Origin of the sequence: Thermocrispum sp., assembly GCF_002919275.1 — a bacterium.
GTDB classification, from domain to species: Bacteria; Actinomycetota; Actinomycetes; order Mycobacteriales; family Pseudonocardiaceae; genus Thermocrispum; species Thermocrispum agreste.
Genome location: NZ_PKFA01000059.1, coordinates 40,727 through 65,041 on the forward strand (window position 1 = coordinate 40,727; position 24,315 = coordinate 65,041).

24 protein-coding genes are annotated in these 24,315 nt (G+C 71.0%); 12 read left to right on the plus strand and 12 right to left on the minus strand.

The window, feature by feature from the left end; all coding sequences use genetic code 11:
- Positions 1-57: 57 nt before the first annotated feature.
- Together CXP56_RS15465 and CXP56_RS15470 are read left to right on the plus strand one after the other, a co-directional pair.
- On the plus strand, positions 58-1,011 hold the full coding sequence (locus tag CXP56_RS15465; RefSeq protein WP_028846089.1) for a beta-ketoacyl-ACP synthase 3: 954 nt from the start codon (positions 58-60) through the stop codon (positions 1,009-1,011).
- Between the two features lie 60 nt (positions 1,012-1,071).
- On the plus strand, positions 1,072-1,320 hold the full coding sequence (locus CXP56_RS15470; protein WP_156899039.1) for a hypothetical protein: 249 nt from the start codon (positions 1,072-1,074) through the stop codon (positions 1,318-1,320).
- A gap of 15 nt (positions 1,321-1,335) precedes the next feature.
- Here the strand turns inward: CXP56_RS15470 and ligD (CXP56_RS15475) are convergent, their stop codons facing one another.
- Positions 1,336-2,247, minus strand: coding sequence for a non-homologous end-joining DNA ligase (gene ligD / locus CXP56_RS15475; protein WP_286901670.1), 912 nt, complete (start codon positions 2,245-2,247; stop codon positions 1,336-1,338).
- Positions 2,237-3,655 (minus strand): non-homologous end-joining DNA ligase, encoded by a 1,419-nt coding sequence (gene ligD, locus CXP56_RS15480; RefSeq protein ID WP_038044216.1) that lies wholly within the window; start codon positions 3,653-3,655, stop codon positions 2,237-2,239. The genes ligD (CXP56_RS15475) and ligD (CXP56_RS15480) overlap by 11 nt, the downstream gene beginning before the upstream one ends.
- 184 nt (positions 3,656-3,839) lie before the next feature.
- Here ligD (CXP56_RS15480) and ku point away from each other — a divergent pair, with 184 nt between their 5' ends.
- Positions 3,840-4,712, plus strand: a complete 873-nt coding sequence (gene ku / locus CXP56_RS15485) for a non-homologous end joining protein Ku (protein ID WP_028846085.1) — start codon at positions 3,840-3,842, stop codon at positions 4,710-4,712.
- 129 nt (positions 4,713-4,841) lie between these two features.
- On the opposite strand, the gene CXP56_RS15490 is transcribed toward ku, so the two are convergent.
- The 3 genes from CXP56_RS15490 to CXP56_RS15500 form a co-directional block, all read right to left on the minus strand.
- Positions 4,842-5,042, minus strand: coding sequence for a hypothetical protein (locus CXP56_RS15490; RefSeq protein ID WP_028846084.1), 201 nt, complete (start codon positions 5,040-5,042; stop codon positions 4,842-4,844).
- Between the two features lie 81 nt (positions 5,043-5,123).
- Positions 5,124-6,839 carry a GAF domain-containing sensor histidine kinase gene (locus CXP56_RS15495; RefSeq protein WP_286901672.1) on the minus strand — a complete coding sequence of 572 codons (1,716 nt, stop codon included), beginning with the start codon at positions 6,837-6,839 and terminating at the stop codon, positions 5,124-5,126.
- A 90-nt stretch (positions 6,840-6,929) separates the two neighbouring features.
- Positions 6,930-7,403 (minus strand): tRNA (cytidine(34)-2'-O)-methyltransferase, encoded by a 474-nt coding sequence (locus tag CXP56_RS15500; RefSeq protein WP_028846082.1) that lies wholly within the window; start codon positions 7,401-7,403, stop codon positions 6,930-6,932.
- A 135-nt stretch (positions 7,404-7,538) separates the two neighbouring features.
- Here CXP56_RS15500 and fabG point away from each other — a divergent pair, with 135 nt between their 5' ends.
- From fabG to CXP56_RS15515, 3 genes are all read left to right on the plus strand, one after another.
- A complete protein-coding gene (fabG, locus tag CXP56_RS15505) occupies positions 7,539-8,243 on the plus strand; it encodes a 3-oxoacyl-ACP reductase FabG (protein WP_028846081.1) in 705 nt (234 codons plus the stop codon).
- Positions 8,244-8,267: 24 nt separating this feature from the next.
- Entirely contained in the window at positions 8,268-9,038 is a 771-nt protein-coding gene (gene fabI, locus CXP56_RS15510) for an enoyl-ACP reductase FabI (protein ID WP_028846080.1), read from the plus strand.
- 119 nt (positions 9,039-9,157) lie between these two features.
- Positions 9,158-10,183 (plus strand): ferrochelatase, encoded by a 1,026-nt coding sequence (locus CXP56_RS15515; protein ID WP_286901674.1) that lies wholly within the window; start codon positions 9,158-9,160, stop codon positions 10,181-10,183.
- A gap of 239 nt (positions 10,184-10,422) precedes the next feature.
- Here CXP56_RS15515 and CXP56_RS15520 read toward each other — a convergent pair whose 3' ends face one another.
- From CXP56_RS15520 to CXP56_RS15530, 3 genes are all read right to left on the minus strand, one after another.
- A complete protein-coding gene (locus CXP56_RS15520; RefSeq protein WP_028846078.1) occupies positions 10,423-11,208 on the minus strand; it encodes an Rv1486c family protein in 786 nt (261 codons plus the stop codon).
- A 67-nt stretch (positions 11,209-11,275) separates the two neighbouring features.
- Positions 11,276-11,518, minus strand: coding sequence for a hypothetical protein (locus CXP56_RS15525; protein ID WP_286901676.1), 243 nt, complete (start codon positions 11,516-11,518; stop codon positions 11,276-11,278).
- 56 nt (positions 11,519-11,574) lie between these two features.
- Positions 11,575-12,777 carry a S8 family serine peptidase gene (locus CXP56_RS15530; protein WP_286901677.1) on the minus strand — a complete coding sequence of 401 codons (1,203 nt, stop codon included), beginning with the start codon at positions 12,775-12,777 and terminating at the stop codon, positions 11,575-11,577.
- Positions 12,778-12,996: 219 nt separating this feature from the next.
- Between CXP56_RS15530 and CXP56_RS15535 the strand changes: the two genes are divergently transcribed.
- Together CXP56_RS15535 and mshC are read left to right on the plus strand one after the other, a co-directional pair.
- Positions 12,997-13,599 (plus strand): TetR/AcrR family transcriptional regulator, encoded by a 603-nt coding sequence (locus tag CXP56_RS15535; protein WP_028846075.1) that lies wholly within the window; start codon positions 12,997-12,999, stop codon positions 13,597-13,599.
- A 111-nt stretch (positions 13,600-13,710) separates the two neighbouring features.
- Positions 13,711-14,949: a cysteine--1-D-myo-inosityl 2-amino-2-deoxy-alpha-D-glucopyranoside ligase gene (gene mshC, locus CXP56_RS15540; RefSeq protein WP_028846074.1), complete on the plus strand. Its 1,239-nt coding sequence runs from the start codon at positions 13,711-13,713 to the stop codon at positions 14,947-14,949.
- 6 nt (positions 14,950-14,955) lie between these two features.
- Here mshC and CXP56_RS15545 read toward each other — a convergent pair whose 3' ends face one another.
- Together CXP56_RS15545 and CXP56_RS15550 are read right to left on the minus strand one after the other, a co-directional pair.
- Positions 14,956-16,197 (minus strand): GDSL-type esterase/lipase family protein, encoded by a 1,242-nt coding sequence (locus tag CXP56_RS15545; protein ID WP_038044215.1) that lies wholly within the window; start codon positions 16,195-16,197, stop codon positions 14,956-14,958.
- Between the two features lie 3 nt (positions 16,198-16,200).
- Positions 16,201-17,076: a PAC2 family protein gene (locus CXP56_RS15550; protein ID WP_028846072.1), complete on the minus strand. Its 876-nt coding sequence runs from the start codon at positions 17,074-17,076 to the stop codon at positions 16,201-16,203.
- Positions 17,077-17,126: 50 nt separating this feature from the next.
- On the opposite strand from CXP56_RS15550, the gene metH reads away from it, so the two are divergent.
- Entirely contained in the window at positions 17,127-20,672 is a 3,546-nt protein-coding gene (gene metH, locus CXP56_RS15555; protein WP_286901682.1) for a methionine synthase, read from the plus strand.
- A gap of 41 nt (positions 20,673-20,713) precedes the next feature.
- Here metH and CXP56_RS15560 read toward each other — a convergent pair whose 3' ends face one another.
- A complete protein-coding gene (locus CXP56_RS15560; RefSeq protein WP_286901685.1) occupies positions 20,714-21,496 on the minus strand; it encodes a thioesterase family protein in 783 nt (260 codons plus the stop codon).
- A 29-nt stretch (positions 21,497-21,525) separates the two neighbouring features.
- On the opposite strand from CXP56_RS15560, the gene CXP56_RS15565 reads away from it, so the two are divergent.
- The 3 genes from CXP56_RS15565 to hisG all read left to right on the plus strand — a co-directional run bounded on the left by CXP56_RS15565 (position 21,526) and on the right by hisG (position 23,459).
- Positions 21,526-22,245 carry an HAD family hydrolase gene (locus CXP56_RS15565; protein ID WP_051309519.1) on the plus strand — a complete coding sequence of 240 codons (720 nt, stop codon included), beginning with the start codon at positions 21,526-21,528 and terminating at the stop codon, positions 22,243-22,245.
- Between the two features lie 86 nt (positions 22,246-22,331).
- On the plus strand, positions 22,332-22,595 hold the full coding sequence (locus CXP56_RS15570; protein WP_028846069.1) for a phosphoribosyl-ATP diphosphatase: 264 nt from the start codon (positions 22,332-22,334) through the stop codon (positions 22,593-22,595).
- A gap of 9 nt (positions 22,596-22,604) precedes the next feature.
- On the plus strand, positions 22,605-23,459 hold the full coding sequence (gene hisG / locus CXP56_RS15575; RefSeq protein WP_028846068.1) for an ATP phosphoribosyltransferase: 855 nt from the start codon (positions 22,605-22,607) through the stop codon (positions 23,457-23,459).
- Positions 23,460-23,576: 117 nt separating this feature from the next.
- Here the strand turns inward: hisG and CXP56_RS15580 are convergent, their stop codons facing one another.
- On the minus strand, positions 23,577-24,245 hold the full coding sequence (locus CXP56_RS15580) for an O-methyltransferase (protein ID WP_028846067.1): 669 nt from the start codon (positions 24,243-24,245) through the stop codon (positions 23,577-23,579).
- Between the last annotated feature and the right edge of the window lie 70 nt (positions 24,246-24,315).

The following is a 24,315-nucleotide window of genomic DNA, read 5'->3' on the forward strand; positions in this document are numbered from 1 at the left end:
AATACCGAGCAGTAGTGCCGTGGCTACCGGCGCGGGGATTCGGTGAGGGTTGACAGCATGCGCATGACCCAGGGGAGCAGGGCCGCCAGGATGATCGGCGTCGGCGGGTTCGTCCCGCAGGGCGTGGTGGACAACGAAGAGCTCGCCGCGCGCTTCGGCAAGCCGCCGGAGTGGTTCGAGTCCCGCACCGGGATGTCCACCCGGGCCAGGGCGGGCGAGACGACGCTGACCGAGATGGCGGTCGAGGCCGGAGCCGCCGCGCTGGCCGACGCCAAGGTGGACCCCGAGCAGATCGACCTGGTCATCACCGCCACCTGCAGCGCCGACGCGCCGATCCCCGCGGTGGCCTACGAGGTCATCCGCGACCTGGAGATCAAGTCCGCGGCGGCATTCGACCTGAACACCGCGTGCTCGGGGTTCTGCTACGCGCTGACCGTGGCCAACGATCTGATCCGCGCGGGCACGGCGAACACGGTGCTGATCACCGCGGCGGAACGGATGACCGCGATCACCGACCCGGACGACCTGCCGACCTCGGTGGTGTTCGGCGACGGCGCCGGGGCCGCGGTCGTCACTGGCTCGGACGAGCCGGGAATCGGGCCGGTCGTGTGGGGCAGCGACGCCTCGGGGACGGATCTGATCGTGCAGGACCCGGGCGACCGGTATCTGCGGATGGAAGGCCAGAAGGTGTTCCGCTGGGCCACCACCCAGATCCACCCGATCGCGCTGAGCGCCTGCGAACAGGCCGGGGTGCATCCGAGCGAGCTGGCGGCGGTGGTGCCCCACCAGGCCAACCTGCGCATCGTGGACGCGCTGGCGAGCAAGATCGGCGCGACGAACGCGGTGGTGGCCAGGGACGGCGCCCAGACCGGCAACACGTCGGCGGCGTCGATCCCGCTGGCGCTTCGTCGGCTGATGGACACCGGCCAGGTGGCCTCGGGGGATCTGGCGCTGCTGGTCGGTTTCGGCGCAGGCCTGTCGTACGCCGCACAGGTGGTCCGGGTGCCCTGACCGGTTTGCTTCCGGCCGGAAGTCGGGCATTCTGGACTCCTCCGGCGGAAGGAGGCGGCGATGTCGGCTGCCGCAGCGAACCACGTGGGGCCGGGACGTGCCGTGTCCGTCCGGTATGCCCGGGAGCAGTACGCCATCGGCTACTTGCAAGGACGGGGAGACGCCCGCTTCACCGACGAGGCGCTGGACTTCGCCAGGTTCTACGGCGCCCGATGTGAACGGGCGGGCCGGCTGGTGGACGTGGCCGAGGCATACCGGCAGTGGCGGACGCGCACCCAGTCCGCGCAGCTGCCGTTGCTCGCCGGCTGACCCGGCGAGCGGCTTTCAGCCGGCGAGCAACGGCTCGAGCAGGTCGCCGTGCTCGGCGGCGCGGTCCAGGACCTCGTCACTGGTGAAGCGCAGCTGGTGCTCCGCCCGGCAGGCGGCGACCTCGTCCCAGGTCACCGGGGTCGACACGGTCGGTTCGCTGCGGGCACGCAGCGAGTACGGCGCCACCGTGGTCTTGAACGCGTTGTTCTGGCTCCAGTCGATGAAGACCTTGCCGGTGCGCAGCCGCTTGGTCATCTTCGCGGTGACCAGGTCCGGGTGCGCCGCGGCCAGTTCCTCGGCGACCTCCTTGGCCAGCTCGCTGGCCTGCGCAGAACTGTGCCCGCTGATCCTGGCCAGCAGCTGCATGCCCTTGTTGCCGGACGTCTTGGCCAGCGGGTCCAGCCCGCGGGCGGTCAGCGCCGGCCGCAGCAGCTCGGCGACCCGGCAGCACTCCACGATCGTGGCGGGCGGTCCCGGGTCGAGGTCGAACACCACCAGGTCCGGGTCGGGTGTCCGCTCCACCGCGCGGACGTCGCCGGGGAGCCGCCACTGCGGGGTGTGGATCTCCAGGTTGGCCAGGTTGGCCGCCCAGATCAGCGTGGGCAGGTCATCCGCGACGACGTAGGTCACCTGATCGCGGTTCATGGTCGATCCCGGTGCCGGGACGCGGGCGGTGCGGACCCAGTCCGGCGTGCCTTGCGGGACGTTCTTCTGGTAGAAGAACTCGCCGTCCACGCCGTCCGGGTAGCGCTTGAGCGTCAGCAGCCTGCCCGCGATGTGCGGCAGCAGCACCGGGGCGATCTTCACGTAGTACTCGATGACCTGCGCCTTGGTGAACCCGGTGGCCGGATAGAGCACCTTGCCCAGGTTCGACACCACCAGTTGGCGGTCCGCCACCCGGACGCGCACCCTTTCCTCATTCGGCACGGCGCACCTGCTTGGGGTCGACGTCCGGGCGCAGACCGCGATACGTGGCGTGCCGTAGCCGGTTGTCCGAGGTCCACGAGCCGTAGGTGACTTCGGCGACCAGCTCCGGGCGGACCCAGCGAGCGTCCCGCAGGTGCTCGCGTGGCACGTCGTTGGTGAACGGGTTCACCGTCGTGGCCAGCGGGGCGAGGCGGGTGGCGAGGGTGTCGAGTGTCCGCTCGTCGAATCCGGTGCCGACCCGCCCGGCGTAGGCCAAGCCGTCGTCGGTCTGCACCCCGACCAGCAGGGAACCGATCCGCCCCGACCGGCTGCCCTGACCGGGGCGCCAGCCGCCGATCACCACCTCCTGGTGCTTGGCGTGCTTGATCTTGCGCCAGTCGGGCGAGCGGGTGCCCGGCCGGTAACGCGACGCCAGCCGCTTCGCCACGACACCCTCCAGACCCTGCTGCAGCGAGGCAGCCAGCACCGCGTCCCCGCCGGCGTCGACGAACGTCGGCGGCGTCAGCCAGGACGGGCCGGACAGGTTCAGCCCGGTCAGGATGTCCCTGCGCTCGGCGAACGGCAGGTCGACCAGCGGCCTGCCGTCCAAGAACAGCACGTCGAAGATCAGGTACGTGGCCGGGTAGGTGTCCATGAGCCGGGACGCCTCGGTGGGGGAGGAGTTCATCCGGTGCTGCAATGCGCCGAAGTCGGGGCGCCCGGAGACGAACACGACCACCTCGCCGTCGAGCACGGCCGATCGCGGCGCCAGTGCACGCCCCAACGGCGCCAGCTCGGGGTAGGTGGCGGTGATGTCCCGGCCGGTCCGGGACTGCAGCCTGGCCCGGACTCCGTCGACGAACGCCAGCACCCGCTGGCCGTCCCACTTCATCTCGTAGGCCCAGCCGTCGTCACCCGGGGGCATCCCGGTGCCGCCGGCCAGCATGGGAAGCATCGTGGCCGGCAAGGGCTCCCGCTCGCGGTGGATCATCCAGGTGTCGCCGTCGGTCCGGAACAATGCCCAGCGGCCCCGCAGCTTGCGTCCGTGCAGCGCGAACTTCACGTCGGAGTCGGACCACTTCGAGCACTCGTAGCGGCCGGTGTCGTAGATCCGCATCCGGCCGCCGCCGTACTCGCCCGCCGGGATCTCGCCTTCGAACTCGGCGTACGCCAGCGGATGATCCTCGGTGTGCACCGCCAGGTGGTTCACCGCCGGGTCGAGCGGTAGGCCCTTGGGAATGGCCCACGACACCAGCACGCCGTCGCGTTCCAGCCGCAGGTCGTAGTGCTTGCGCCGCGCGTGATGCTCCTGGACGACGAACAGCCCGCCGCCCGGGTCGCCGGGGGAGCCGTCCAGTTCGGCGTCGGACGGCCACGGCTCCGTGGTGCGTTCCCGGTTCCGCTTGCGGCGGTAGGCGTGCAGGCTCACGGGTCCAACGTAGTGACTTCGCCGCACTTGGCGCAGGTCGGCGCGGTGCAGGTCGCCGGGCACGGGCAGGTCACCCGGCGCCGGTGAAGACCTCGATCCCGGCCGTGCGCTGCAGTAGCGTCGTGCTTGGGTGCTTCACCTGGCGTACGGTGATCACCAGCGACTCCGGCTGGAGGTGGGCGCGGTGCGGGCGATGTGGAAGGGCAGCATCAGCTTCGGGCTGGTCTCCATCCCGATCAAGCTCTATGCCGCCACCGAGGCCAAGAACGTCTCGTTCCGGCAGGTGCACGCCGCCGACGGCGGCCGGATCCAGTACAAGCGGGTGTGCACCGTGTGCGGCGAGGAAGTGCCCTACTCCGACATCGCCAAGGGGTACGAGCTGGCCAACGGCGACATGGTGGTGCTCGACAACGAGGATCTGGCGAGCCTGCCGCTTGCCTCGACCAGCGGCATCGAGGTGCTGGAGTTCGTCCCGCTGGAGTCGGTCGACCCGATGTACTACGACCGCGGCTACTACCTGGAGCCGGACAAGGGGGCGGCCAAGCCGTACGTGCTGCTGCGCGATGCGCTGCACAAGTCCGGGCGGGTGGCCATCGTCAAGGTGGCGTTGCGGCAGCGCGAGACGCTCGCCCTGCTCCGGGTGTGGTCGGACGTGCTGGTGCTGCAGACCATGCTGTGGCCGGACGAGGTGCGGGCCGCCGACTTCGACTTCCTGCACGAGGACGCCCCGCAGTTGCGGCAGGAGGAGATGTCGATGGCGGGCATGCTCATCGAGTCGCTGTCCGAGGACGTCTTCGAACCGGACAAGTTCCACGACGACTACCGCGAGGCCGTCCTCGAGCTGATCGACGCCAAGGCCGAGGGCCAGACCGTCACCCAGCCGGCGAAGGAAACGACCGGCGAGGTCGTCGACCTGATGGCCGCGTTGCAGGCCAGCGTGGAGAGCGCCAAGAAGGGCGACAAGAAGATGGCCGCGGAGGGCGCCGGGGGAACGGCGGCCAAGGGCGGGAAGAAGCCGGCCAAGCGTGGCAGGGCGAAGAAGAAGGAGACCGCCTGACGGGGCGGCGACCGGGTCAGGTGAACGCGGTCAGGTGAATGCCGCCGGCTCGGGTGCCGGGGCCGCCCGGCCCAGGCGGCGGGGCTCCGGCCGCATGCCGGTCCGAATCGCCTCGGGTCCCGGTTCGGCTCAGGCAGCGGCTACCTGGGCCAGGCGGGCGCAGTCGCAGCCGCCCATCACCGAGCCGCAGTCGATCCGCAGGTCGTGCCTGGCTTCGTCGGTGTCGGTGCAATCCGGCTGGGTGCAGTCCGCAGGGCCGGTGGCGTGCACGACCAGCGTCCCGTGGCAGTGGTCGACCCCAGTGGCGCAGTGGGTACACGGCGTGCTCATGACCCTTGGGTACCACTTGCGGGCAGGCGAGTGTGGGAGGTCACGGCTCGCGTGTCGCCGTGCCGTCCCTGTCGTGGCCGCTCACGGGAGGGGAGCCGACCAGACCAGCCGGGTTCCGCCGGCGGCCTGCTGGTGCACGTCCAGCGTTCCCTGCATGGCTTTGGCCCGTTCGGCCAGGTTGTGCAGGCCGGAGTGGGCGACCCGGTCCGGGATGCCCCGGCCGTCGTCGCTGACGTCGATGGTGAACTCGTCGCCGACCGAGATGGTCACGACGACGTTGCTGGCGTCGGCGTGCCGGACCACGTTGCTCACCGCCTCGCGTAGCACGGCTTCGGCGTGCTCGGCCAGGTCCGGCGTGATCACCGACAGTGGCCCGGACATCCGGACCGTGGTGCGCAGGTCGCTGTGGTCGGTCAGCTCGTTGATCGCGTCGGTCAACGCGTCCCGCAACTGCCTGCCGTCGGCACCTTCGTGCAGGTCGAAGATGGTGCTGCGGATGTCGCGCACGACGTCGTGCAGGTCGTCCACCGCCCGGCCGAGCTTGCTCTGCAGGCCGGGGTCGGTGCTGCGCTGCAACGTGCCGTTGAGCGACAACCCGACCGCGAACAGCCGCTGGATGACGTGGTCGTGCAGATCGCGGGCGATCCGGTCGCGGTCGGCGAGGATTTCCAGCTCGCGGGCGCGCCGCTGGGCGGAGGCCAGTTCGAGCGCGATCGCCGCTTGATCGGCGAAGGTGGCGGCCAGCGGCAGCTGGTCGTCCTCGAACGGCGAGGCGTGCGCGGCGCGGAACGCCAGCAGCACGCCGGTCACCTTGTCCCCGGTGCGCAGCGGCACGGCCAGTGTGGGCCCGAGTTCCACAGCCAGCTCAGGGGTGGGGGCGTAGTCCGGCCGGTCCACGCGCAGCGGGCTGCGCTCCCGGTACGCCCTGCCCGCGGTGGACTGCGCGACCGGCAGATGATGGCCGGTGACGATCTCCGCCAGCCGCCCGGAGGCCACCCGCACGACGAGTTCGGTGACCTCTTCCGACGGTGATGCCGGGGGTTTGGGCACCGCCAGCGCGGTCGTGGTCGCCCCGGTCAGCTCCAGCGCGCTGTCGGCGATGAGTCGCAGCACGTCCACCGGATCGGCGCCGGACAGCAGTTCGGTGGTGATCCGCCCGGTGGCTTCCAGCCACATCTGCTGGGTCAGCGCCGTCTCGTACAGCCGGGCGTTCTCCACCGCGATCGCGGCCGCCGCCGCCAACGCCTGCAGCACCAGCTCGTCGTCGGCGGTGAAAGGGGCGCCGTGCGCCTTCTCGGTCAGGTAGAGGTTGCCGAAGATCTCGCCCCTGATCCGGATCGGCACGCCGAGGAACGTCCGCATCGGCGGATGATGCTCCGGGAAGCCCACCGAGTCGGGATGCTTGCTCAGATCGTCCAGCCGCAACGGCCCGTGGTGCCTGGTGACCGCGCCGAGCAGCCCGTGGCCCTCCGGCAGCCTGCCGATCAGCCGCCGGGTCTCCTCGTCCATGCCTTCGTTGATGAAGGCGGTGAGCTTGCCGTCGGGGCCGCGGATGCCCAGTGCGCCGTAGCGGGCGTCGACCAGGTCGACCGCGGCGCGCACGATGCGGCGCAGCGTCGCGTCCAGGTCCAGCCCGGAATTGACCGCGAGCATCGCCTCGGTGAGGGCGTCGAGTTGATCACGCGTGTCGGAGATCTGGTCGATGCGGCGCTGGACCCCGGCCAGCAGCTCGCGCAGACGTGGTTCGGCCAGCGGGCTCCGTGACGGAACCCCGTACTCGCTCGCCCCACCCGTCACCCCAACGATGCTCGCACTGGTTACCGTGCGTTGCAACGATTTGCGGCTTTGTGGGTTATTTGCGATGTTCACCGTTCCGTTCAGTGACGGTCACCGGCCCGATGCGGCGCCGGCGAATCCGTGCTGCCGCCACGCCTCGTACACCGCCACCGCGGCCACGTTGGACAGGTTGAGCGAGCGGGACCCGGGCACCATCGGCACCCGGACCCGGGCGGTGACCCGGGGATGCCGCTGCACCTGTTCGGGGAGGCCGGTGGACTCCGGCCCGAACATCAGCACGTCGCCCGGCTGGTACGCGACCGAGGTGTAGGTCAGGTCGGCGTCGGTGGTGAAGGCGTAGACCGCGGCGTCGCCGCACGCCCGCAAGGCGGTGTCCAGGTCCGGGTGGACATGGGTCGACGCCAGCTCCGCGTAGTCCAGCCCGGCGCGGCGCACCGGTTTGATGTCCAGCGAGAAGCCGAGCGGTTCGACCAGGTGCAGTTCGCAACCGGTGTTGGCGGCCAGCCGGATGGCGTTGCCGGTGTTGGGCGGAATCTCCGGCTGGAAGAAAAGAATGCGGAACATGGCGGTCATGGCGGACATCATCGCGACCCGGCCGGGCGGGTGCTGCGTGCCACTCGCTGATCCCGACTGATCGGTAACTCGCTAGCCTCTGCCTGGTAACGGCACGGCAGGAGACTGTGGCTTAAGGAGACACACGTGGCACGTTCGGTACTGGTCACCGGAGGCAACCGGGGGATCGGCTTGGCGATCGCACGCAGCCTGGCGGAAGCCGGCCACCGGGTGGCGGTGACACACCGGGGGTCCGGTGCCCCGGAGGGGCTGTTCGGCGTGCAGGCCGACGTGACCGACACTGAGCAGATCGATGCCGCGTTCAAGCAGGTGGAGGAGCACCAGGGGCCGGTGGAGATCCTGGTGGCCAACGCCGGGATCACCGACGACACCCTGCTGATGCGCATGTCCGAGGAGCAGTTCACCCGGGTCGTGGACACCAACCTGACCGGGGCGTACCGGGTGGCCAAGCGCGCCAGCCGGGGCATGCTGCGGGCCAAGTGGGGGCGGTTCATCTTCATCTCGTCGGTGGTCGGGCTCTCCGGTTCGGCCGGCCAGGTCAACTACGCGGCGAGCAAGGCGGGCCTGGTGGGGATCGCGCGGTCGCTGGCACGGGAGCTGGGCTCGCGCAACATCACCGCGAACGTGGTGGCGCCGGGCTTCGTCAAGACGGACATGACCGACGTGCTGACCGACGAGCAGAAGCAGTCCGTGCTGGCGCAGATCCCCGCGGGCCGGTACGCCGAACCCGCGGAGGTGGCGGCCGCCGTCGCCTTCCTGGCGTCGGAGGAAGCGGGCTACATCAACGGTGCCGTGCTGCCGGTCGACGGCGGGCTCGGCATGGGGCACTGAAGCGGCGAGAACGGAGCAGGAGACGTGGCAGGACTTCTCGAGGGTAAACGGCTGTTGATCACCGGGGTGATCACCGACGCGTCCATCGCGTTCCATGCGGCCAAGGTCGCGCAGGAGCAGGGCGCGAAGGTGGTGCTCACCGGGTACGGGCGGCTGCGCCTGGTGGAGCGGATCGCCCAGCGGTTGCCGCAGGCGGCCCCGGTGATCGAGCTGGACGTGACCAACCAGGAACACCTGGACACCCTCGCCGAACGAGTCAGCGAGCACGTCGACGGGCTGGACGGCCTGCTGCACTCGATCGGGTACGCCAACCCGGAGACCTGCCTGGGCGCGCCGTTCCTGGACGCCCCGTGGGAGGACGTCGGCCCGGCGCTGCAGATCTCCGCGTACTCGTACGCCTCGCTGGTCAAGGCGGTCGCGCCGCTGCTGGCTCCCGGTGCCTCGGTGCTGGGCATGGACTTCGACGCGCGGGTGGCCTGGCCCGCCTACAACTGGATGGGCGTGGCCAAGGCGGCGCTGGAGTCGGTGAACCGCTACCTGGCCAGGGAGCTGGGACCGCGCGGGGTGCGCGCGAACCTGATCGCCGCCGGGCCGGTGAAGACGATGGCGGCCAAGTCGATCCCCGGCTTCTCCGAGCTGGAGTCCGGCTGGGGCGACCGCGCTCCGCTGGGCTGGGACAGCTCCGACCCGACGCCGGTGGCCAAGACGATCGTGGCGCTGCTGTCCGACTGGCTGCCCGCCACGACCGGCTCGATGATCATGGTCGACGGCGGGGTGCACGCGCTCGGGCAGTGAGCCGCGCCGGGCGCGGACGGCGGGAGTCCGCCTGGCGCCCGGAACCGCTCGGGTAGGCGCACGTCACGTCGGGGTCGGTGCCCGGCAGCGGGACGTGTCCGGTCGAGTACCGTCGGGGCATGGACTTCGACGCGCTGCTGTGGCTGTCCTTCGGCGGCCCGGAGGGCCCCGACGACGTGATGCCCTTCCTGGAGAACGTCACCCGAGGGCGCGGTGTGCCGCGGGAGCGGTTGCTCGAGGTGGCCGAGCACTACCACCACTTCGGCGGTGTCTCACCGATCAACGAGCTGAACCGGGCGGCGATCGCCAACGTCGAGGCCGAGCTGGCCAAGCAGGGCATCGACCTGCCGGTCTACTTCGGCAACCGGAACTGGACCCCGTACGCCGAGGAAGCCGTGGCGGCGATGCACCGCGACGGGGTGCGCCGGGCCCTGGTGTTCGCCACCAGTGCGTACGGCGGCTACTCGTCGTGCCGTCAGTACGACGAGGACATCGTGCGAGCTCGGGCGTCGGTCGGGGAAGACGCCCCCGAGCTGGTGAAGCTGCGCCAGTTCTACGACCACCCGTTGTTCGTCGAACTGTTCGCCGAAGCCACCCGCAGCGCCCTGGCCACCGTGCCGGACGGCGCGCGGCTGGTGTTCACCGCGCACTCCGTCCCGATCGCGGCGGACCGTGCGGCGGGCCCGCCGGAACTCGGCGGCGAGCTGTACTCGCGGCAGATCTCCGAAGCGGCAGCGCGGGTCGCCGAGGCCGTCGGGGTGTCCGAGTACGACGTGGTGTGGCAGTCCCGTTCCGGGCCGCCGTCGGTGCCGTGGCTGGAGCCGGACATCGTCGATCACATCGACGCGCTGCACGCCGCCGGTGTGCGGGCGGTCGTGGTGTGCCCCGTCGGCTTCATGTCGGACCACCTCGAGGTGATCTGGGACCTGGACAACGAGGCGGCCGACCGGGCCAAGGAGCTCGGCATGGGCTTCGCCAGGGCGGCGACCCCCGGGCAGCATCCGCGCTTCGCCGAACTGGTCGTGGACCTGATCCGGGAGCACCTGGAGGGCAGGGACACCGCCCGCGGGCTGGGATGCACGGTCAACGGCGAGCCGTGCGCGGTGGGGTGCTGCGCGCCTGCCCGGCCGAAGGCGCACGCCTGAGGGCACCTGGCAGGCACGGCGCAACCAGGCGCGATCGAGTAAAGGCCGACCGCATCCCCTGTGCGCGGACGCCTGCGTCGCGGGCGAGCCGGGCGGGCCAGCGGGCCCCCGCATCCCCTGGGCGCGTGGACGCCTGTGGCCAGGGCCGGATCCGGCACTACGCGAATATCCGCATCCCCTGGGCGCGCGGACGCCTGGCCGTGCTGCATCCGGCCCCACTGGCGCAGCGGCCGCGGAGATCAACGGCGATTCGGCTGCTCGGACAGGATGCGGACGGCTTCCGCAATAGCTGCCGTACGGGCCATTCGCACCGCGGCGGCAGGCCGGCGAAGCGCCGCCGCTCGCATGGCAGCAGCGCTCGCCGACAGCGCGCCGCCAGGGTTGTCCGCGTCCGCCAGCGCCAGGATCGCCGCGACTTCGTCCGCCTGCTGCAACACCCGCAAGCTCCGGCCGGGCATGGCATCGGGCCAGCTCAGCGGAGGGCGAGCACGCAGATGCGCGCGCAGCGCCTCGTGCGCGTCGGGCCGCTCGTTGGCGACTTGCAGCGCGGCCAGCTCGGCCGCACTGTCCCGGACGGCCACAGTCAGCTCTTCCTCGGCCTGCGCCAGCGTGACGTGGTCGAAGACCGGGGTGGCCAGCAGCCGATGGACGCGCCAGCGCATGACGTCCTCGGCTGTCGCCTGCGGAACCAGGCCGATGCCCGCGTCGGCGAGCACGACCGCTTCGCCTGCGCGCAACGCCTCCTTGGTGAACGGGCCGCCGGCATCGAGCCCACGCGGATCACCCGGGGCAGGCAGCACCAGCGCCGGCGGGCTGCCGAACGTGCGCAGCACCGGAAGGAGGCCGGCGGGTGAGGATGTCCGTGTGGCGGGCAGGCCGGTGATGTCGGCCGCCTGGTGATCGGCGACCTCCAGCTCGTGCCGAGCCGCCCAGACCTGCATGGCGTCCAGGACGTCGTCCGACGCGGCACGCCCGGCCAGCCACGCAGAGGACCACACCACCAGGGTCGCACTCGCTACGCACACGCTTGACCACGTTACCGATGCGGGCCGGTGGCCCGTCGGCGGTGCCGGGCGTGTGGTGGCGGGGCGGTCACTGCACGTCGGACTCGGGGGGCGCGATGCCGACCGAGCGCTGCCGCTCGATCTCCACGACGCCCGGGATCTGCTCCAACGCCCCGATGACGTCCTCGTCCGCCGTTCCGGTGATGACGGAGATCGTGTCGTGGACCGCGGACACGTCGAGCCCTGCCGCGGCGAGGCGGGCGGCGATGTCGCTGATCTGTTCGGGAACGTCGGTGTCGACCGAGATCAGGACCTGCTGCTGCGCGGCCACCACCACCTCCAGACTGCTGGAACGACGGGCAGCGGCCGGGTGCCGCATCCGGCGCGCTAGCCGGGCGCCTGGACCAAGCCCGCCCCAACATCGGTCGAAGGCAATGGTAATCGCATTGCGGACTGGGTCAATCGGGCCCAAAGCGCCCATCCGGCACAGTGGTACTTCTCGGCCAGCAGCGCGGCCACGCCGGTCACGTGCGGCGTCGCCATGCTCGTGCCGCTGATCGTGTTCACCCGTTGCGGCATCGGCCAGGCGGACAACACGTCGACGCCGGGCGCGACGACGTCCACCGCGCCGGTCCGCTCGACGGTGCCGCTGGAGAAGTCCGCCACCGCCAGCTCGGCGTCGATCGCGCCGACCGCCATGATCGACGGGCAGTTCGCCGGGTGGCTGACCGGCGCGATCAACCCGCTGGTGCGCTTGCTGTCGTTGCCCGCCGCGGCGACGATCAGCGTGCCTTTGTCCAACGCGCGCCGTGCCGCTCGCTCGAACGTCACCGAGTACGGCTGGCCGGGCCGCACCGGGGCGCCGAGCGACATCGACACCACCGCGCAGCCGTTCTGCAACGCCCACGCGATTCCGGCCAGGATGCTCCCGTCGGTGCCTGCACCGCTGTTGTCCAGCACTTTTCCGACGTAGATCTCGGCGCCGGGCGCCACGCCGTAAGCCGGATAGTCGGCAGGTTGTCGCGGCCCGCACACCGTGCCGGTGACATGCGTGCCGTGCCCGTGGACGTCCGTGGTGTCCTCTCCGTCGACGAAGGACTTGGCGACGATCATGCGATCGGCGAAGTCCGGGTGGTCGATGTCGAACCCGGTGTCCAGCACGCACACCCGCACACCTGCACCGGTCACCGTGCTGACGTCCGCGCGCACCGCACGCAGGCCCCACGTGTAGGACTCCTCCGTGACGGTTCTGGTGGGAGGATGCGGCGCCGTCAGCGCCAGCGCATAGACCGCTCGCTCCGGCTCCACCATCGTGATCGGGCCAAGCGACCCGGTGACCTCGCCCAAGGCGCTGATCTGATCGCTGGCCGCGCTCACCACCGCGACACCGAGGTCCTCCCACAGCACCCCGTCGACGTCGGTGTCGGTCTCCACGTGCGCCTGGGCGGTGAACTCCGCGCCGCGCATCGTCCTGATTCCCGCGACGGACGTCATGGTCCGTGCGCCGTCTTCCACTGCGTCGTCGGCGAAGAGCACCAGGTAACGCCCGGGCTCGCTCGCCGAACCGATTGCCGGCCCCGTTGCCGTCATTTCCAGCCACCCCCGTCGTCAGGCGTCACCGGCAGTGCGCCGTCAGGGACCTGATGAGTCGATCACCACCCGCCTGCCGCTGGTCCGGTCGCGCAGCATCACCCGTCTGACGGGCCCCCTCCCGGTGTTCCTGTATCACTACAAATAGTGATTTTACCGCACCTGAGAGTAATCGTCGGTCACGGCTGAATCACTCATGCCGAGGTTTACCCTGGGCAGGTGGGACATCGTGAACAGCTGCTCGCCGCCGCCCGGCGCCTGCTGGAGGACAAGGGCTACGCGCACATCACCGCGCGGGACCTGGTCGCCGCCTCCAACACCAACCTGGCGTCGATCGGGTACCACTTCGGGTCGAAGGCCGGCCTGCTCAACGAGGCGATCGGGGAGATCTACCGCGAGTGGGCCGAGCAGCTGACCGAGATCGCGCTGCACGCCGAAGTGCGCAATCCCGTGGAGCGGGCGCATGTGACCTGGTCCGCGTTCCTGGAGACGCTGGACGAGAAGCGCGCACTGCTGGTGTCCTTCCTGGAAGCGTTCACCCAGGCCGAGCGCACCCCTGAGCTGCGTGAGCAGCTGGCCGGGCACTACCGCAGGACACGCAGGCACGTCGCCCGGCTGGTGGCCGAGGAGCTGGGTGGTGACGTGCCGCCGGACGATCCCAGGGTCGAGGCGGTGGCCAGCTTCGTCATCGCGGTCTGCGACGGGCTGGCCGTACAGTGGCTGCTCGACCCGTCGCGAACACCGAGCGGCGACGAGCTGGTGGCCGGCCTCGACATGATCTGGGCCCGCTCGACCGCCGGGAAGCATCCGCGCGACGAATGACGCCTGCGGCACGCGGGCCTGCTGGGGGAGCGGCCTCGAATAGTGAGGGTCACAGAACCGTCCGTCGGTGATTGCGGCGGACGAACCCGGCGGACGGATACGCTCGGGGTCATGCAGACATGGGCTTCGACCGCGGTGCCGCGAGTTCCTGGACAGCCACGCCCGCTGCGGCTGTACGACACGGCGAGCGGCTCGGTGCGCCCCACGGCGCCGGGTCGTGTCGCGCGGATGTACGTCTGCGGCATCACGCCGTATGACGCGACCCATCTTGGTCACGCGGCCACCTACCTGGCCTTCGACCTCGTCCACCGGCTCTGGCTGGACGCCGGCCACGAGGTCGAGTACGTGCAGAACGTCACCGACGTCGACGACCCGCTGCTGGAACGCGCCGCGCGGGATCAGCAGGACTGGACCGTGCTGGCCATGTGCGAAACGGCGCTGTTCCGGGAGGACATGGAGGCGCTGCGGGTCCTGCCGCCACAGCACTACGTCGGCGCGGTCGAGTCCATCCCGACGATCGCCGAGGCGGTGGAGAAGCTGCTCGCCAGTGGCGCCGCCTATCGCATCGACGACCCCGAGTACCCGGACGTGTACTTCGATCACACCGCGACCGGCCGGTTCGGGTACGAGTCCAACTACGACGAAGCCACGATGCTCCGGCTGGCGGCCGAGCGCGGTGGTGACCCCGACCGTCCCGGCAAGCGGCACCCGCTGGACGCGCTGCTGTGGCGGATGGCGCGGGACGGTGAGCCCTCCTGGCCGTCACCGCTGGGGGAGGGCAGGCCCGGCTGGCACGTCGAGTGCAGTGTCATCGCGCTGGAACGCCTGGGCAGCGGGTTCGACGTGCAGGGGGGCGGGTCGGACCTGATCTTCCCGCACCACGAGTTCAGTGCCGCACACGCCGAAGCCCTGTCCGGGGACTACCCGTTCGCCAGGTTCTACGTCCACACCGGCATGATCGGCCTGGACGGCGAGAAGATGTCCAAGTCCAAGGGCAACCTGGTGTTCGTGTCCAAGCTGCGGTCGCAAGGGGTGGACCCGGCCGCGCTGCGGCTGGCCCTGTTCGCCGGGCACTACCGCAGCGACCGCTCGTGGACCCAGCAGCTGCTGGAACAGGCGGAGGCGCGGCTGGCTCGCTGGCGGGAGGCGGTGTCGCTGCCTGCCGGACCGCCCGCCGAGGAGACCGTGGCGCGCCTGCGGGACCGGCTGGCCGACGACCTCGACACGCCGCGTGCCCTGGACGTGATCGACGCCTGGGCGTCGGCGGCGCTGAACCGCTCGGGCACCGACACCGAGGCGCCGCGCCTGGTGCGCGACGCGGTCGACGCGCTGCTCGGCGTGCAGCTGTGATCGCCGTCAGCTCCCGATGAGCACGTCGGCCGGCATGGCCCTCGCGATGCGCCACATGCCCGCTTGATTGGGGTGAAGCCCGTCGCCGGAGTCGTACCGGGGATCCAGGCATGCCGGTCGTGACGGGTCACGCATCACCGCGTCCAGATCCGCGACCGCGTCGAAGTCCGGTGCCACTCGCAGCCAGTCGTCGACCGCCCGCCGGTGCTTCTCCGCGGCCGGAGACCACAAGCCGCCGCATGCGCGCGGCAAGATGGTCGCACCGACGACGGTCAATCCGGCGCGTCGAGCGCGTCGGGCGATGAGCCGAAGTCCGTCGATGACGTCCTCCGCCGACGCGCCGGCCGCCAAGTCGTTGGTCCCCTCCAGCAAGACGAGCGCACGCACGCCCGGCTGGCCGAGCACGTCACGCTCGAACCGCATCGTCGCCGGATCGCCACCACCCGGCCTGCTGCCGATCGCCGTCACGGCATTGGCCGAGATTCCGGCGTTGAGCACACCGACGTCGTGACTTGCCAGCCGGCGGGCGAGAACGTCCGGCCAGCGCCCGTGAGTGCCGGGTGTCGACGACGACCCGTCGGTGATGGAGTCACCGAGCGCGACGACCGCCCCACGGGAGTGCGGCGCCCACACGTCGATGCCGGTCAGGAAGTAGGTGCTCGACACCTGGCGGGTGAACTGCGCGCCCCGGGCGTCCGTGGTGACGTCGCCGGAACCGGGTGGGCTGAGGTAGTTGGTCACGAATGCCAGCGGATGCCTGGTCGCCACGCCCGAGACCACGTGCAACGACACGGCCACTTCGGTTCCCGCCCGCACCGGCAGATCGACCGGGTCACTGACCACCCCTCGCCCTGCTGGGACGGTGATCTGCGCCCGTCCCGCGAAACGCACGACGCGGTCGGTGGCGGGGGCGACCGCCGCCCCGGTCATGCGCCGCGCGACACGCACGTGGCCGAAGGTGACCGGGCCGGATCCGTACAGGTTGGACAGCCGCACTCGGAGGCGGGATCCGCCCAGCGTCAACCGGGCGATCATCCGGTACGACTGGTCGCGGACGAGCAGATGCGCGAGCTGCAGCTCGCGGACCGGCGCCGTCGCCCATGCACCCACCCAGTGCCGCTGGTCCCCGGCGCCCAGCGGTGGGTGAGCGGCGTCGTCAGCCGATTCCACCGGTGGCGCGGGAGCCGCCGACGATGCCAGGACGAGCACGCCGGCGACGACGGCGAGCAGCCGGCTCGCGCGCCGCACCGCTCACCGGGAGCCCGGCCGGCGGCGGCGCAAGTACCGCTCGATGTCGGCCGCGATCTGTTCCCCGGTCATCTGCGACAGGTCCAGCTCCGCGTCGTCCCGCTCCTCCAGCGTGCGGACGTACTCGATGACTTCCTCGTCGTCCTCGGCCAGCTCGGTCACCGTGCGCTGCCACTCGTCCGCCTGCTCGGGCAGGTCGCCCAGCGGGATCTCCCGGTCGAGGATGTCCTCGAGCTTGCGCAGCAGCGCCAGCGTCGCCTTGGGCGAGGGGGCGTGCGAGACGTAGTGCGGTACCGCGGCCCACACCGAGATCGCCGGGATGCCCGCCTGCACGCAGGCGTCCTGGAACACCCCGGTGATGCCGGTCGGTCCTTCGTACTTGCTGTGCGCGATGCCGAATCGCTTGGCCGCGTCCAGGTCGTACGCCGTGCCGGTCACCGGGACCGGACGGGTGTGGGCGGTGTCCGCCAGCAGCGCGCCCAGCGTGACCACGGACTCCACCCCCAGGCGGTCGGCGTGCTCGAGCAGCTCGTCGCAGAACTTCCGCCAGCGCATGTTGGGTTCCGGGCCGCACACCAGCACGACGTCGTCGGCGCTGCCCGGTGGGCGGCAGATCGACAGCGTGGTGGTCGGCCATTCCACCCGGCGGGTCACCCCGTCCACCATGTGGACAGTGGGCCGGGTGACCTGGAAGTCGTAGTAGTCGTCCGGGTCGAGCTCCGCGACCTTGGTGGCCTGCCAGCACCGATGCAGGTGCTCGATACCGGCACTGGCCGCTTCACCAGCGTCGTTCCAGCCCTCGAACGCCGCGATCAGCACCGGGCCGGTCAGCGCGGGGTCGGCTGCGGGTTGCTCGGGTCGTGGATCGGCATCAGTCACCTGCCTAGCGTACGACTCCAACGCCAGCCGCGAGACCGTACGCTGAGCGTATGTCTTCCTCGTTGCTGGAAACGCTCGCCACCCGGGTCGTCGTCGCCGACGGTGCCATGGGGACGGCGCTGCAGGCGCACGATCTGTCGCTGGACGACTTCGCCGGACTGGAAGGCTGCAACGAGATCCTGAACGTCACCCGCCCGGACGTGGTGCGTGGCATCCACCGCGGCTACCTCGAAGCGGGCGCGGACGCGATCGAGACCAACACGTTCGGGGCGAACTACGCCAACCTCGCCGAGTACGGCGTCACGGACCGGATCTACCAGCTCGCCGAGCGCGGGGCGGCGCTGGCCAGGGAAGTCGCCGACGAGTACAGCGCCCCCGGCCGCCCGCGGTTCGTGCTCGGGTCGGTCGGTCCCGGCACCAAGCTGCCCACGCTGGGGCACGCCCCGTTCGCCACGCTCCGGGACGCCTACTACGACCAGGTCCGCGGATTGCTCGACGGCGGCGTGGACGCCGTGCTGGTGGAGACCTGCCAGGACATCCTGCAGGCCAAGGCGGCGCTGATCGGCGCCCGCAGAGCGATGAAGGCCACCGGCAGGACCGTGCCGCTGCTGGCGTCGATCACCGTGGAGACGACCGGCACCATGCTGCTCGGCACCGAGGTCGGCGCGGCGCTGGCCGCACTGGAGCCGATGGGCATCGACGTCATCGGGCTCAACTGCGCCACCGGGCCCGCCGAGATGAGCGAGCATCTGCGGCAGCTGTCGCAGCAGGCGCGCATCCCGCTGTCGGTGATGCCCAACGCCGGGCTGCCGGAGCTGGGGCCGGACGGCGCGGTGTATCCGCTCACTCCGGACGAGCTGGCCGAGGCGCTGAGCACGTTCGTCACCGACTACGGCGTGCAGCTGATCGGCGGCTGTTGCGGCACCACGGCCGAGCACATCCGGCTGCTGGTGGAAGCGGCCAAGGACCTCACCCCGGCCCCGCGCAGGCCGCGGCCGGAGCCGGGGCTGTCGTCGCTGTACCAGGCGGTGCCGTTCGCGCAGGACGCCAGCGTGCTGATGATCGGCGAGCGGACCAACGCCAACGGCTCGAAGAAGTTCCGCGAGGCCATGCTGGACGGCCGGTACGGCGACTGCGTGGAGATCGCCCGCGAGCAGACCCGCGACGGCGCTCACGTCCTCGACCTGTGCGTGGACTACGTGGGCAGGGACGGCTGCGCCGACATGGCCGAACTGGCCGGCCGGTTCGCCACCGCGTCCACGCTGCCGATCATGCTCGACTCCACCGAGGTGGACGTGCTGCGCACCGGGCTGGAGCGGCTGGGCGGCCGGTGCGCGATCAACTCGGTCAACTACGAGGACGGAGACGGCCCGGACTCCCGCTTCGCCAAGGTGATGGACCTGGCAGCCGAGCACGGCGCGGCGGTCGTGGCGCTGACCATCGACGAGGAGGGCCAGGCCCGCACCGCGCAGCGCAAGGTCGAGGTGGCCGAACGGCTGATCGCCGACATCACCGGCAAGTGGGGGCTGGCCAAGTCGGACATCATCGTCGACACCCTGACGTTCACCATTGCCACCGGGCAGGAGGAGTCCCGGCGTGACGCGCTGGAGACCATCGAGGCGATCAGGGAGATCAAGCGCCGCCATCCCGACGTGCAGACCACGCTGGGCATCTCGAACGTCTCGTTCGGGTTGAACCCGGCGGCGCGGCAGGTGCTCAACTCGGTGTTCCTGCACGAGTGCGTGCAGGCGGGCCTGGACACGGCGATCGTGCACGCCTCCAAGATCCTGCCGATGAACAAGATCCCGGACGAGCAGCGCGAGGTCGCGCTCGACCTGATCTACGACCGGCGCCGGGAGGGCTACGACCCGCTGCAGAAGCTGATGCAGCTGTTCGAGGGCGTGTCCGCGGCGGCGGGACGGGAGTCCCGGGCGGCGGAGCTGGCCCGGCTGCCGCTGTTCGAGCGGCTGGAACGGCGCATCGTGGACGGCGAGCGCAACGGCCTGGAGGAGGACCTGGACGCCGCGCTGCGCGAGAAGCCCGCGCTGGCCATCATCAACGAGACGCTGCTGGCCGGCATGAAGACGGTGGGCGAGCTGTTCGGCTCCGGCCAGATGCAGCTGCCGTTCGTGCTGCAGTCGGCCGAGGTGATGAAGGCGGCGGTGGCCTACCTGGAGCCGCACATGGAGAAGTCCGACGCGGCGGGCAAGGGCAAGATCGTGCTGGCCACGGTCAAGGGCGACGTGCACGACATCGGCAAGAACCTGGTGGACATCATCCTGTCCAACAACGGCTACGAGGTCGTCAACCTGGGCATCAAGCAGCCGATCTCGGCCATCCTGGAGGCCGCCGAGCAGACCGACGCCGACGTGATCGGGATGTCCGGGCTGCTGGTGAAGTCCACCGTGGTGATGAAGGAGAACCTGGAGGAGATGAACCGGCGCGGGGTGAGCGCCCGCTGGCCGGTGCTGCTCGGCGGTGCGGCGCTGACCCGCTCGTACGTGGAGAACGACCTCGACGAGTTGTACCTGGGCGAGGTCCGCTACGCCCGCGACGCGTTCGAGGGCCTGCGGCTGATGGACGCCATCATGGCCGCCAAGCGCGGCGAGAGCCCGCTGATCGACGAGGCGGAACAGGCCAAGCGCGCCGAGCGCAAGGCACGCCGCGAGCGGTCGTTGCGGATCGCTGCCAAGCGCAAGGCCCAGACCGCGCAGCAGCCGCCGGAGGAGCTACCGGCCCGTTCGGACGTGGCGACCGACGTGCCGCTGCCCACTCCGCCGTTCTGGGGCACCCGCGTGGTCAAGGGCATCCCGCTCAACGAGTACGCGTCGATGATCGACGAACGGGCCACGTTCATGGGCCAATGGGGCCTGCGCGGGGCCCGCGGCGGCAACGGTCCTACTTACGAGGAGCTGGTGGAGACCGAGGGGCGTCCCCGGCTGCGCTACTGGCTGGACCGGCTCACCGCGGACGGCGTCCTGGCGCACGCCGCGGTCGTCTACGGGTACTTCCCGTGCCTGGCCGAAGGTGACGACGTAGTGGTGCTCAGCGAGCCGCGGCAGGACGCCGACGAGCTGCTGCGCTTCACGTTCCCGCGGCAGGCGCGCGACCGGCGGCTGTGCCTTGCCGACTTCTACCGGCCACGAGAGCTGGCCGCGCCCGGCGAGGTGGACGTGCTGCCGCTGACCCTGGTCACCATGGGCCAGCCGATCGCCGACTACGCCGCCGAGCTGTTCTCCGCCAACGCCTACCGCGACTACCTGGAGGTGCACGGCCTCGGCGTGCAGCTGACCGAGGCGCTGGCGGAGTACTGGCACTGCCGGGTCCGGCAGGAGCTGCGGTTCTCCTCCGGGGCGACGGTGGCCGACGAAGACCCGGAGGACGTCGAGGAGTTCTTCCGGCTCGGCTACCGCGGTGCGCGCTTCTCCCTCGGCTACGGCGCCTGCCCCAACCTGGAGGACCGGGCCAAGATCGTCCGGCTGCTGGAGCCGGAACGGATCGGCGTCAAGCTCTCCGAGGAGTTCCAGCTGCACCCGGAGCAGTCCACCGACGCGATCGTCTGCCACCACCCGGAGGCGAAGTACTTCAACACGTGACGCGGGCGCACGGCGGCCGGCCGGTGCGCCCGGCGGGCGGGTCAGGAGCGCTCGCGCACCATCAGTGCCTGGGCACCGGTGCCGACCGGTCCCTCCAGGTCGTGCAGCACGGAGTTGGCGCACCCGACCCCGTGCGGGCCGATCGTGGTGGCGGCGTCCAGCCCGATCCACTCGCCCTGCGGTGGCCGGACGACGTGCACGGTGAGCTCGGTGTTGATGAACCACCAGCGATTCGGGTCCAGTCGGCCGGAGACGCCGTTGCCGGAGTCGGCCACGGTCATCAGCCGCTGCAACGGCGTGGGCTCCTCCCCGCGCACCAGCGGGATGCGCTGCCGAACCCACACCGTGGCCGGGCCGGGCTCACCCAGGCCACCCTTGATCGAGTGCCACTCCATCGCGTCGATGTAGCCGGGGTGCCAGCCCTCCGGGCGCCCGAACTCGTGCGCGTTCTCCGGCCCGGGCAGCCGGTCGGCGTGCGTGCTGAGCACCGAGGTGGTGTCGCTGTGGATGATCCGCCACGCCCTGGCCTGGGCGACGGTGCGACCGGCCGCGGTCATGTCCGCCTCCAGCATCTCCACCGACCGTCCCGGCCGCACCAGCCGTGCCGTGACGTGCAGCTCGGCGACGGGAACCGGGCCCAGGATCTCCACCGTCACGCGGGCGATCGAGCGGTCGTCGCCGCCCGGCACGCCCTCCAGCGCCCTGGTCAGCAGGGCCGACGGCGGCCCGAGGTGCTGCATGCCCGGGCCCCACGGGCCGTTGGTGTGCTCGGTGGAGGCGTAGGTCTCATCGTCCAGCTGCTGGTAAAAGGCCTCGTCGCTCACGCGGCTAGTCTGCCAGCGAAAGGAGCGTGATGGACTTCGAGCTGCCCGACGCGGTGTTGTGGGACATGGACGGCACCCTCGTCGACACGGAGAAATTGTGGGAGATCGCTCTCGCCGAGCTGGCCGGACGGCTCGGCGGCACGCTGTCGGCGGAGACCCGGGCGGCGATCGTGGGTTCCAACAGCAGACGGACCATGCGCCTGCTGTTCGACGACCTCGGCCTCGAGCTGACCGACGACGCCTACGCCGAGGCGAATGCCTGGCTCGAGGCCCGGATGCACGAGCTGTTCGCCGGCGACGTCCCGTGGCGCCCTGGCGCCGAGGAGGCGCTGCGCATGGTGCGCGAGACCGGGCTGCCCACGGCGCTGGTCACCTCCACGGTGCGGCCGCTGGCCGAGCGCGCGCTGGACCACATCGGCAGGCACTGGTTCGACACCACCGTGGCCGGGGACGAGGTCGACGGGCTCAACAAACCGCATCCGCGTCCGTATCTGCGCGCGGCCGAGCTGCTGGGCGTGGCGCCGAGCCGCTGCGTGGCGATCGAGGATTCCCCGGTGGGCAGCGCCGCCGCGCAGGCGGCAGGCTGCGGGGTGATCGTGGTGCCGAACGACGTTCCGGTGGAGCCGGGGCCGTCGATGCTGATGCTGGAGACCCTCGTCGGGCTGCGGCCGCGGCATCTCGGCGACGCCTTCGCCCTGGTCCGCCGTACGCGGGAGGGCGACGGCGACCGGGCTTGCCGAACCGCGTGACGGCACCGCCGCGTGAGTGTGACGCCCGACGCCGCGGCGTGGCCCGCGCACGCGGGCGACCGGGCGGAGTGCGAGGATTGGCGTCCGTGAAGACCTTCGACGAACTGTTCGCCGAGCTGACCGAAAAGGCCCGTACCCGGCCGCCGGATTCCGGGACGGTGCGGGCACTGGACGCCGGCGTGCACGAGCAGGGCAAGAAGGTCCTCGAAGAAGCGGGCGAGGTCTGGCTGGCCGCCGAGCACGAATCCGACGAGGCGCTGGCCGAGGAGATCTCGCAGCTGCTGTACCGCGTGCAGGTGCTCATGCTCTCCCGCGGCCTGACCCTCGACGACGTCTACCGGTACCTGTAGGGGAGAACCATGCTGAGAGTCGCCGTGCCCAACAAGGGCGCGCTGGCCGGCGCCGCATCCGAGATGCTTGCCGAGGCGGGGTACCGGCAACGCCATGAGCCGCGCGACCTGACGGTGCTCGACCAGGCCAACGACGTGGAGTTCTTCTTCCTGCGGCCCAAGGACATCCCGATCTACGTCGGATCCGGCGAGCTCGACCTGGGCATCACCGGCCGGGACCTGGCGCTGGACTCGGGTGCGCCGGTGGTGGAGCGGCTGGCGCTGGGCTTCGGCGGCTCGACGTTCCGCTACGCCACCACCGCGGGCCGCGACTGGGAGGTCTCCGACCTGCACGGCAAGCGCATCGCCACGTCCTACCCGCGGCTGGTGGCGGGCGATCTGGCCAAGCGCGGCATCGAGGCGGACATCATCCGGCTGGACGGGGCGGTGGAGATCTCCATCCAGCTCGGCGTCGCCGACGCCATCGCCGACGTGGTGGGCAGCGGCCGTACCCTGCGCCAGCACAACCTGGCCCCGTTCGGCGAGCCGATCTGCGTGTCGGAGGCGGTGCTGATCGAGCGGGCCAACGGCAGGCGGCCGGAATACGACAAAGCGAAGGACCAGCTCACCGCGCGGGTGCAGGGCGTGGTGTTCGCGCAGCAGTACCTGATGCTCGACTACAACTGCCCGCGCGACAAGCTCGACGCCGCCACGGCCATCACGCCGGGGCTGGAGTCGCCCACGATGTCCCCGCTGGCCGACGAGAACTGGGTGGCGGTGCGCGCCATGGTCGCCCGCCGCGAGGTCAACCAGATCATGGACGCGCTCGCCGAGGTCGGCGCCAAGGCGATCCTGGCGTCGGACATCCGCTCCTGCCGGTTGTGAGGCGCCCTGCTGGGGCGGCCGGTCGCGTCCGCGCTGGCCACCGGGGCCGCGTTCGGCCTGGTCCTGCAGCGCATCGAAGGCCGGCGAGCGGGCCGTGCCTGCGGGCGGCGTCGCCGGCTACTTCTTCACCGCCATGGTGAGCCCGTCGGCCACGGTCAGCAGCACCACGTCCACCCGCGTATCGGCCGCGACATGGGCGTTGAACGCGGCGATGTGCTCGGTCATCGGGTTGCCGTCCGGGTCCGCTCCCGGCACGACCCGCCCGCTCCACAGCGTGTTGTCCGCCAGCACCACGCCGCCGCGGCGCATACGCGGGACCAGCTCCTCCCAGTAGTCGATGTAGGACTCCTTGTCCGCGTCGATGAAGGCCAGGTCGATGATCGGGGCCCTGGGCAGCGACGCGAGCGTCTGCCTGGCCGGGGCGATCCGCAGCTCGATGCGGTCGGACACCCCGGCCAGCTCCCAGTGCTTGCGGGCGATGGCCGTCCACTCCTCGCTGACGTCGCAGCACAGCATCCGCCCGCCGTCGACGAGCCCGCGGGCGATCGCCAGCGACGAATACCCGGTGAACGTCCCGACTTCGACCGCGTAGCGCGCGGACATCACGCGCGCCAGCAAGGTGAGGAACACGCCCTGATCGACCGAGACCTGCATGGTGGCCGCATTGCCGGTCGCGCGTGCCGTTTCCTCGATGAGCGACCGCTGCACGTCGTCCGGCTGATTGCTGTGTGCGAGGACGTAGTCGTGCAGCTGCGGCGTGATGTTCAGCGTGGGTCGCGGCGCCATGCTTGGACCCTACTGCCGGATGCGGCCGTCCAGCGGTGGTCCTTCCGGATGAAGTGCGCCTCCGGCGGGC

Coding starts and splice junctions, on each gene's coding strand:
- CXP56_RS15470 (WP_156899039.1), top strand. CDS start 1,072: ATGTCGGCTGCCGCAGCGAACCACGTGGGGCCGGGACGTGCCGTGTCC.
- mshC (WP_028846074.1), top strand. CDS start 13,711: ATGCAGACATGGGCTTCGACCGCGGTGCCGCGAGTTCCTGGACAGCCA.
- CXP56_RS15565 (WP_051309519.1), top strand. CDS start 21,526: ATGGACTTCGAGCTGCCCGACGCGGTGTTGTGGGACATGGACGGCACC.
- metH (WP_286901682.1), top strand. CDS start 17,127: ATGTCTTCCTCGTTGCTGGAAACGCTCGCCACCCGGGTCGTCGTCGCC.
- hisG (WP_028846068.1), top strand. CDS start 22,605: ATGCTGAGAGTCGCCGTGCCCAACAAGGGCGCGCTGGCCGGCGCCGCA.
- CXP56_RS15530 (WP_286901677.1), bottom strand. CDS start 12,777: ATGACGGCAACGGGGCCGGCAATCGGTTCGGCGAGCGAGCCCGGGCGT.
- CXP56_RS15490 (WP_028846084.1), bottom strand. CDS start 5,042: ATGAGCACGCCGTGTACCCACTGCGCCACTGGGGTCGACCACTGCCAC.
- CXP56_RS15465 (WP_028846089.1), top strand. CDS start 58: ATGCGCATGACCCAGGGGAGCAGGGCCGCCAGGATGATCGGCGTCGGC.
- CXP56_RS15515 (WP_286901674.1), top strand. CDS start 9,158: ATGGACTTCGACGCGCTGCTGTGGCTGTCCTTCGGCGGCCCGGAGGGC.
- CXP56_RS15580 (WP_028846067.1), bottom strand. CDS start 24,245: ATGGCGCCGCGACCCACGCTGAACATCACGCCGCAGCTGCACGACTAC.
- CXP56_RS15500 (WP_028846082.1), bottom strand. CDS start 7,403: ATGTTCCGCATTCTTTTCTTCCAGCCGGAGATTCCGCCCAACACCGGC.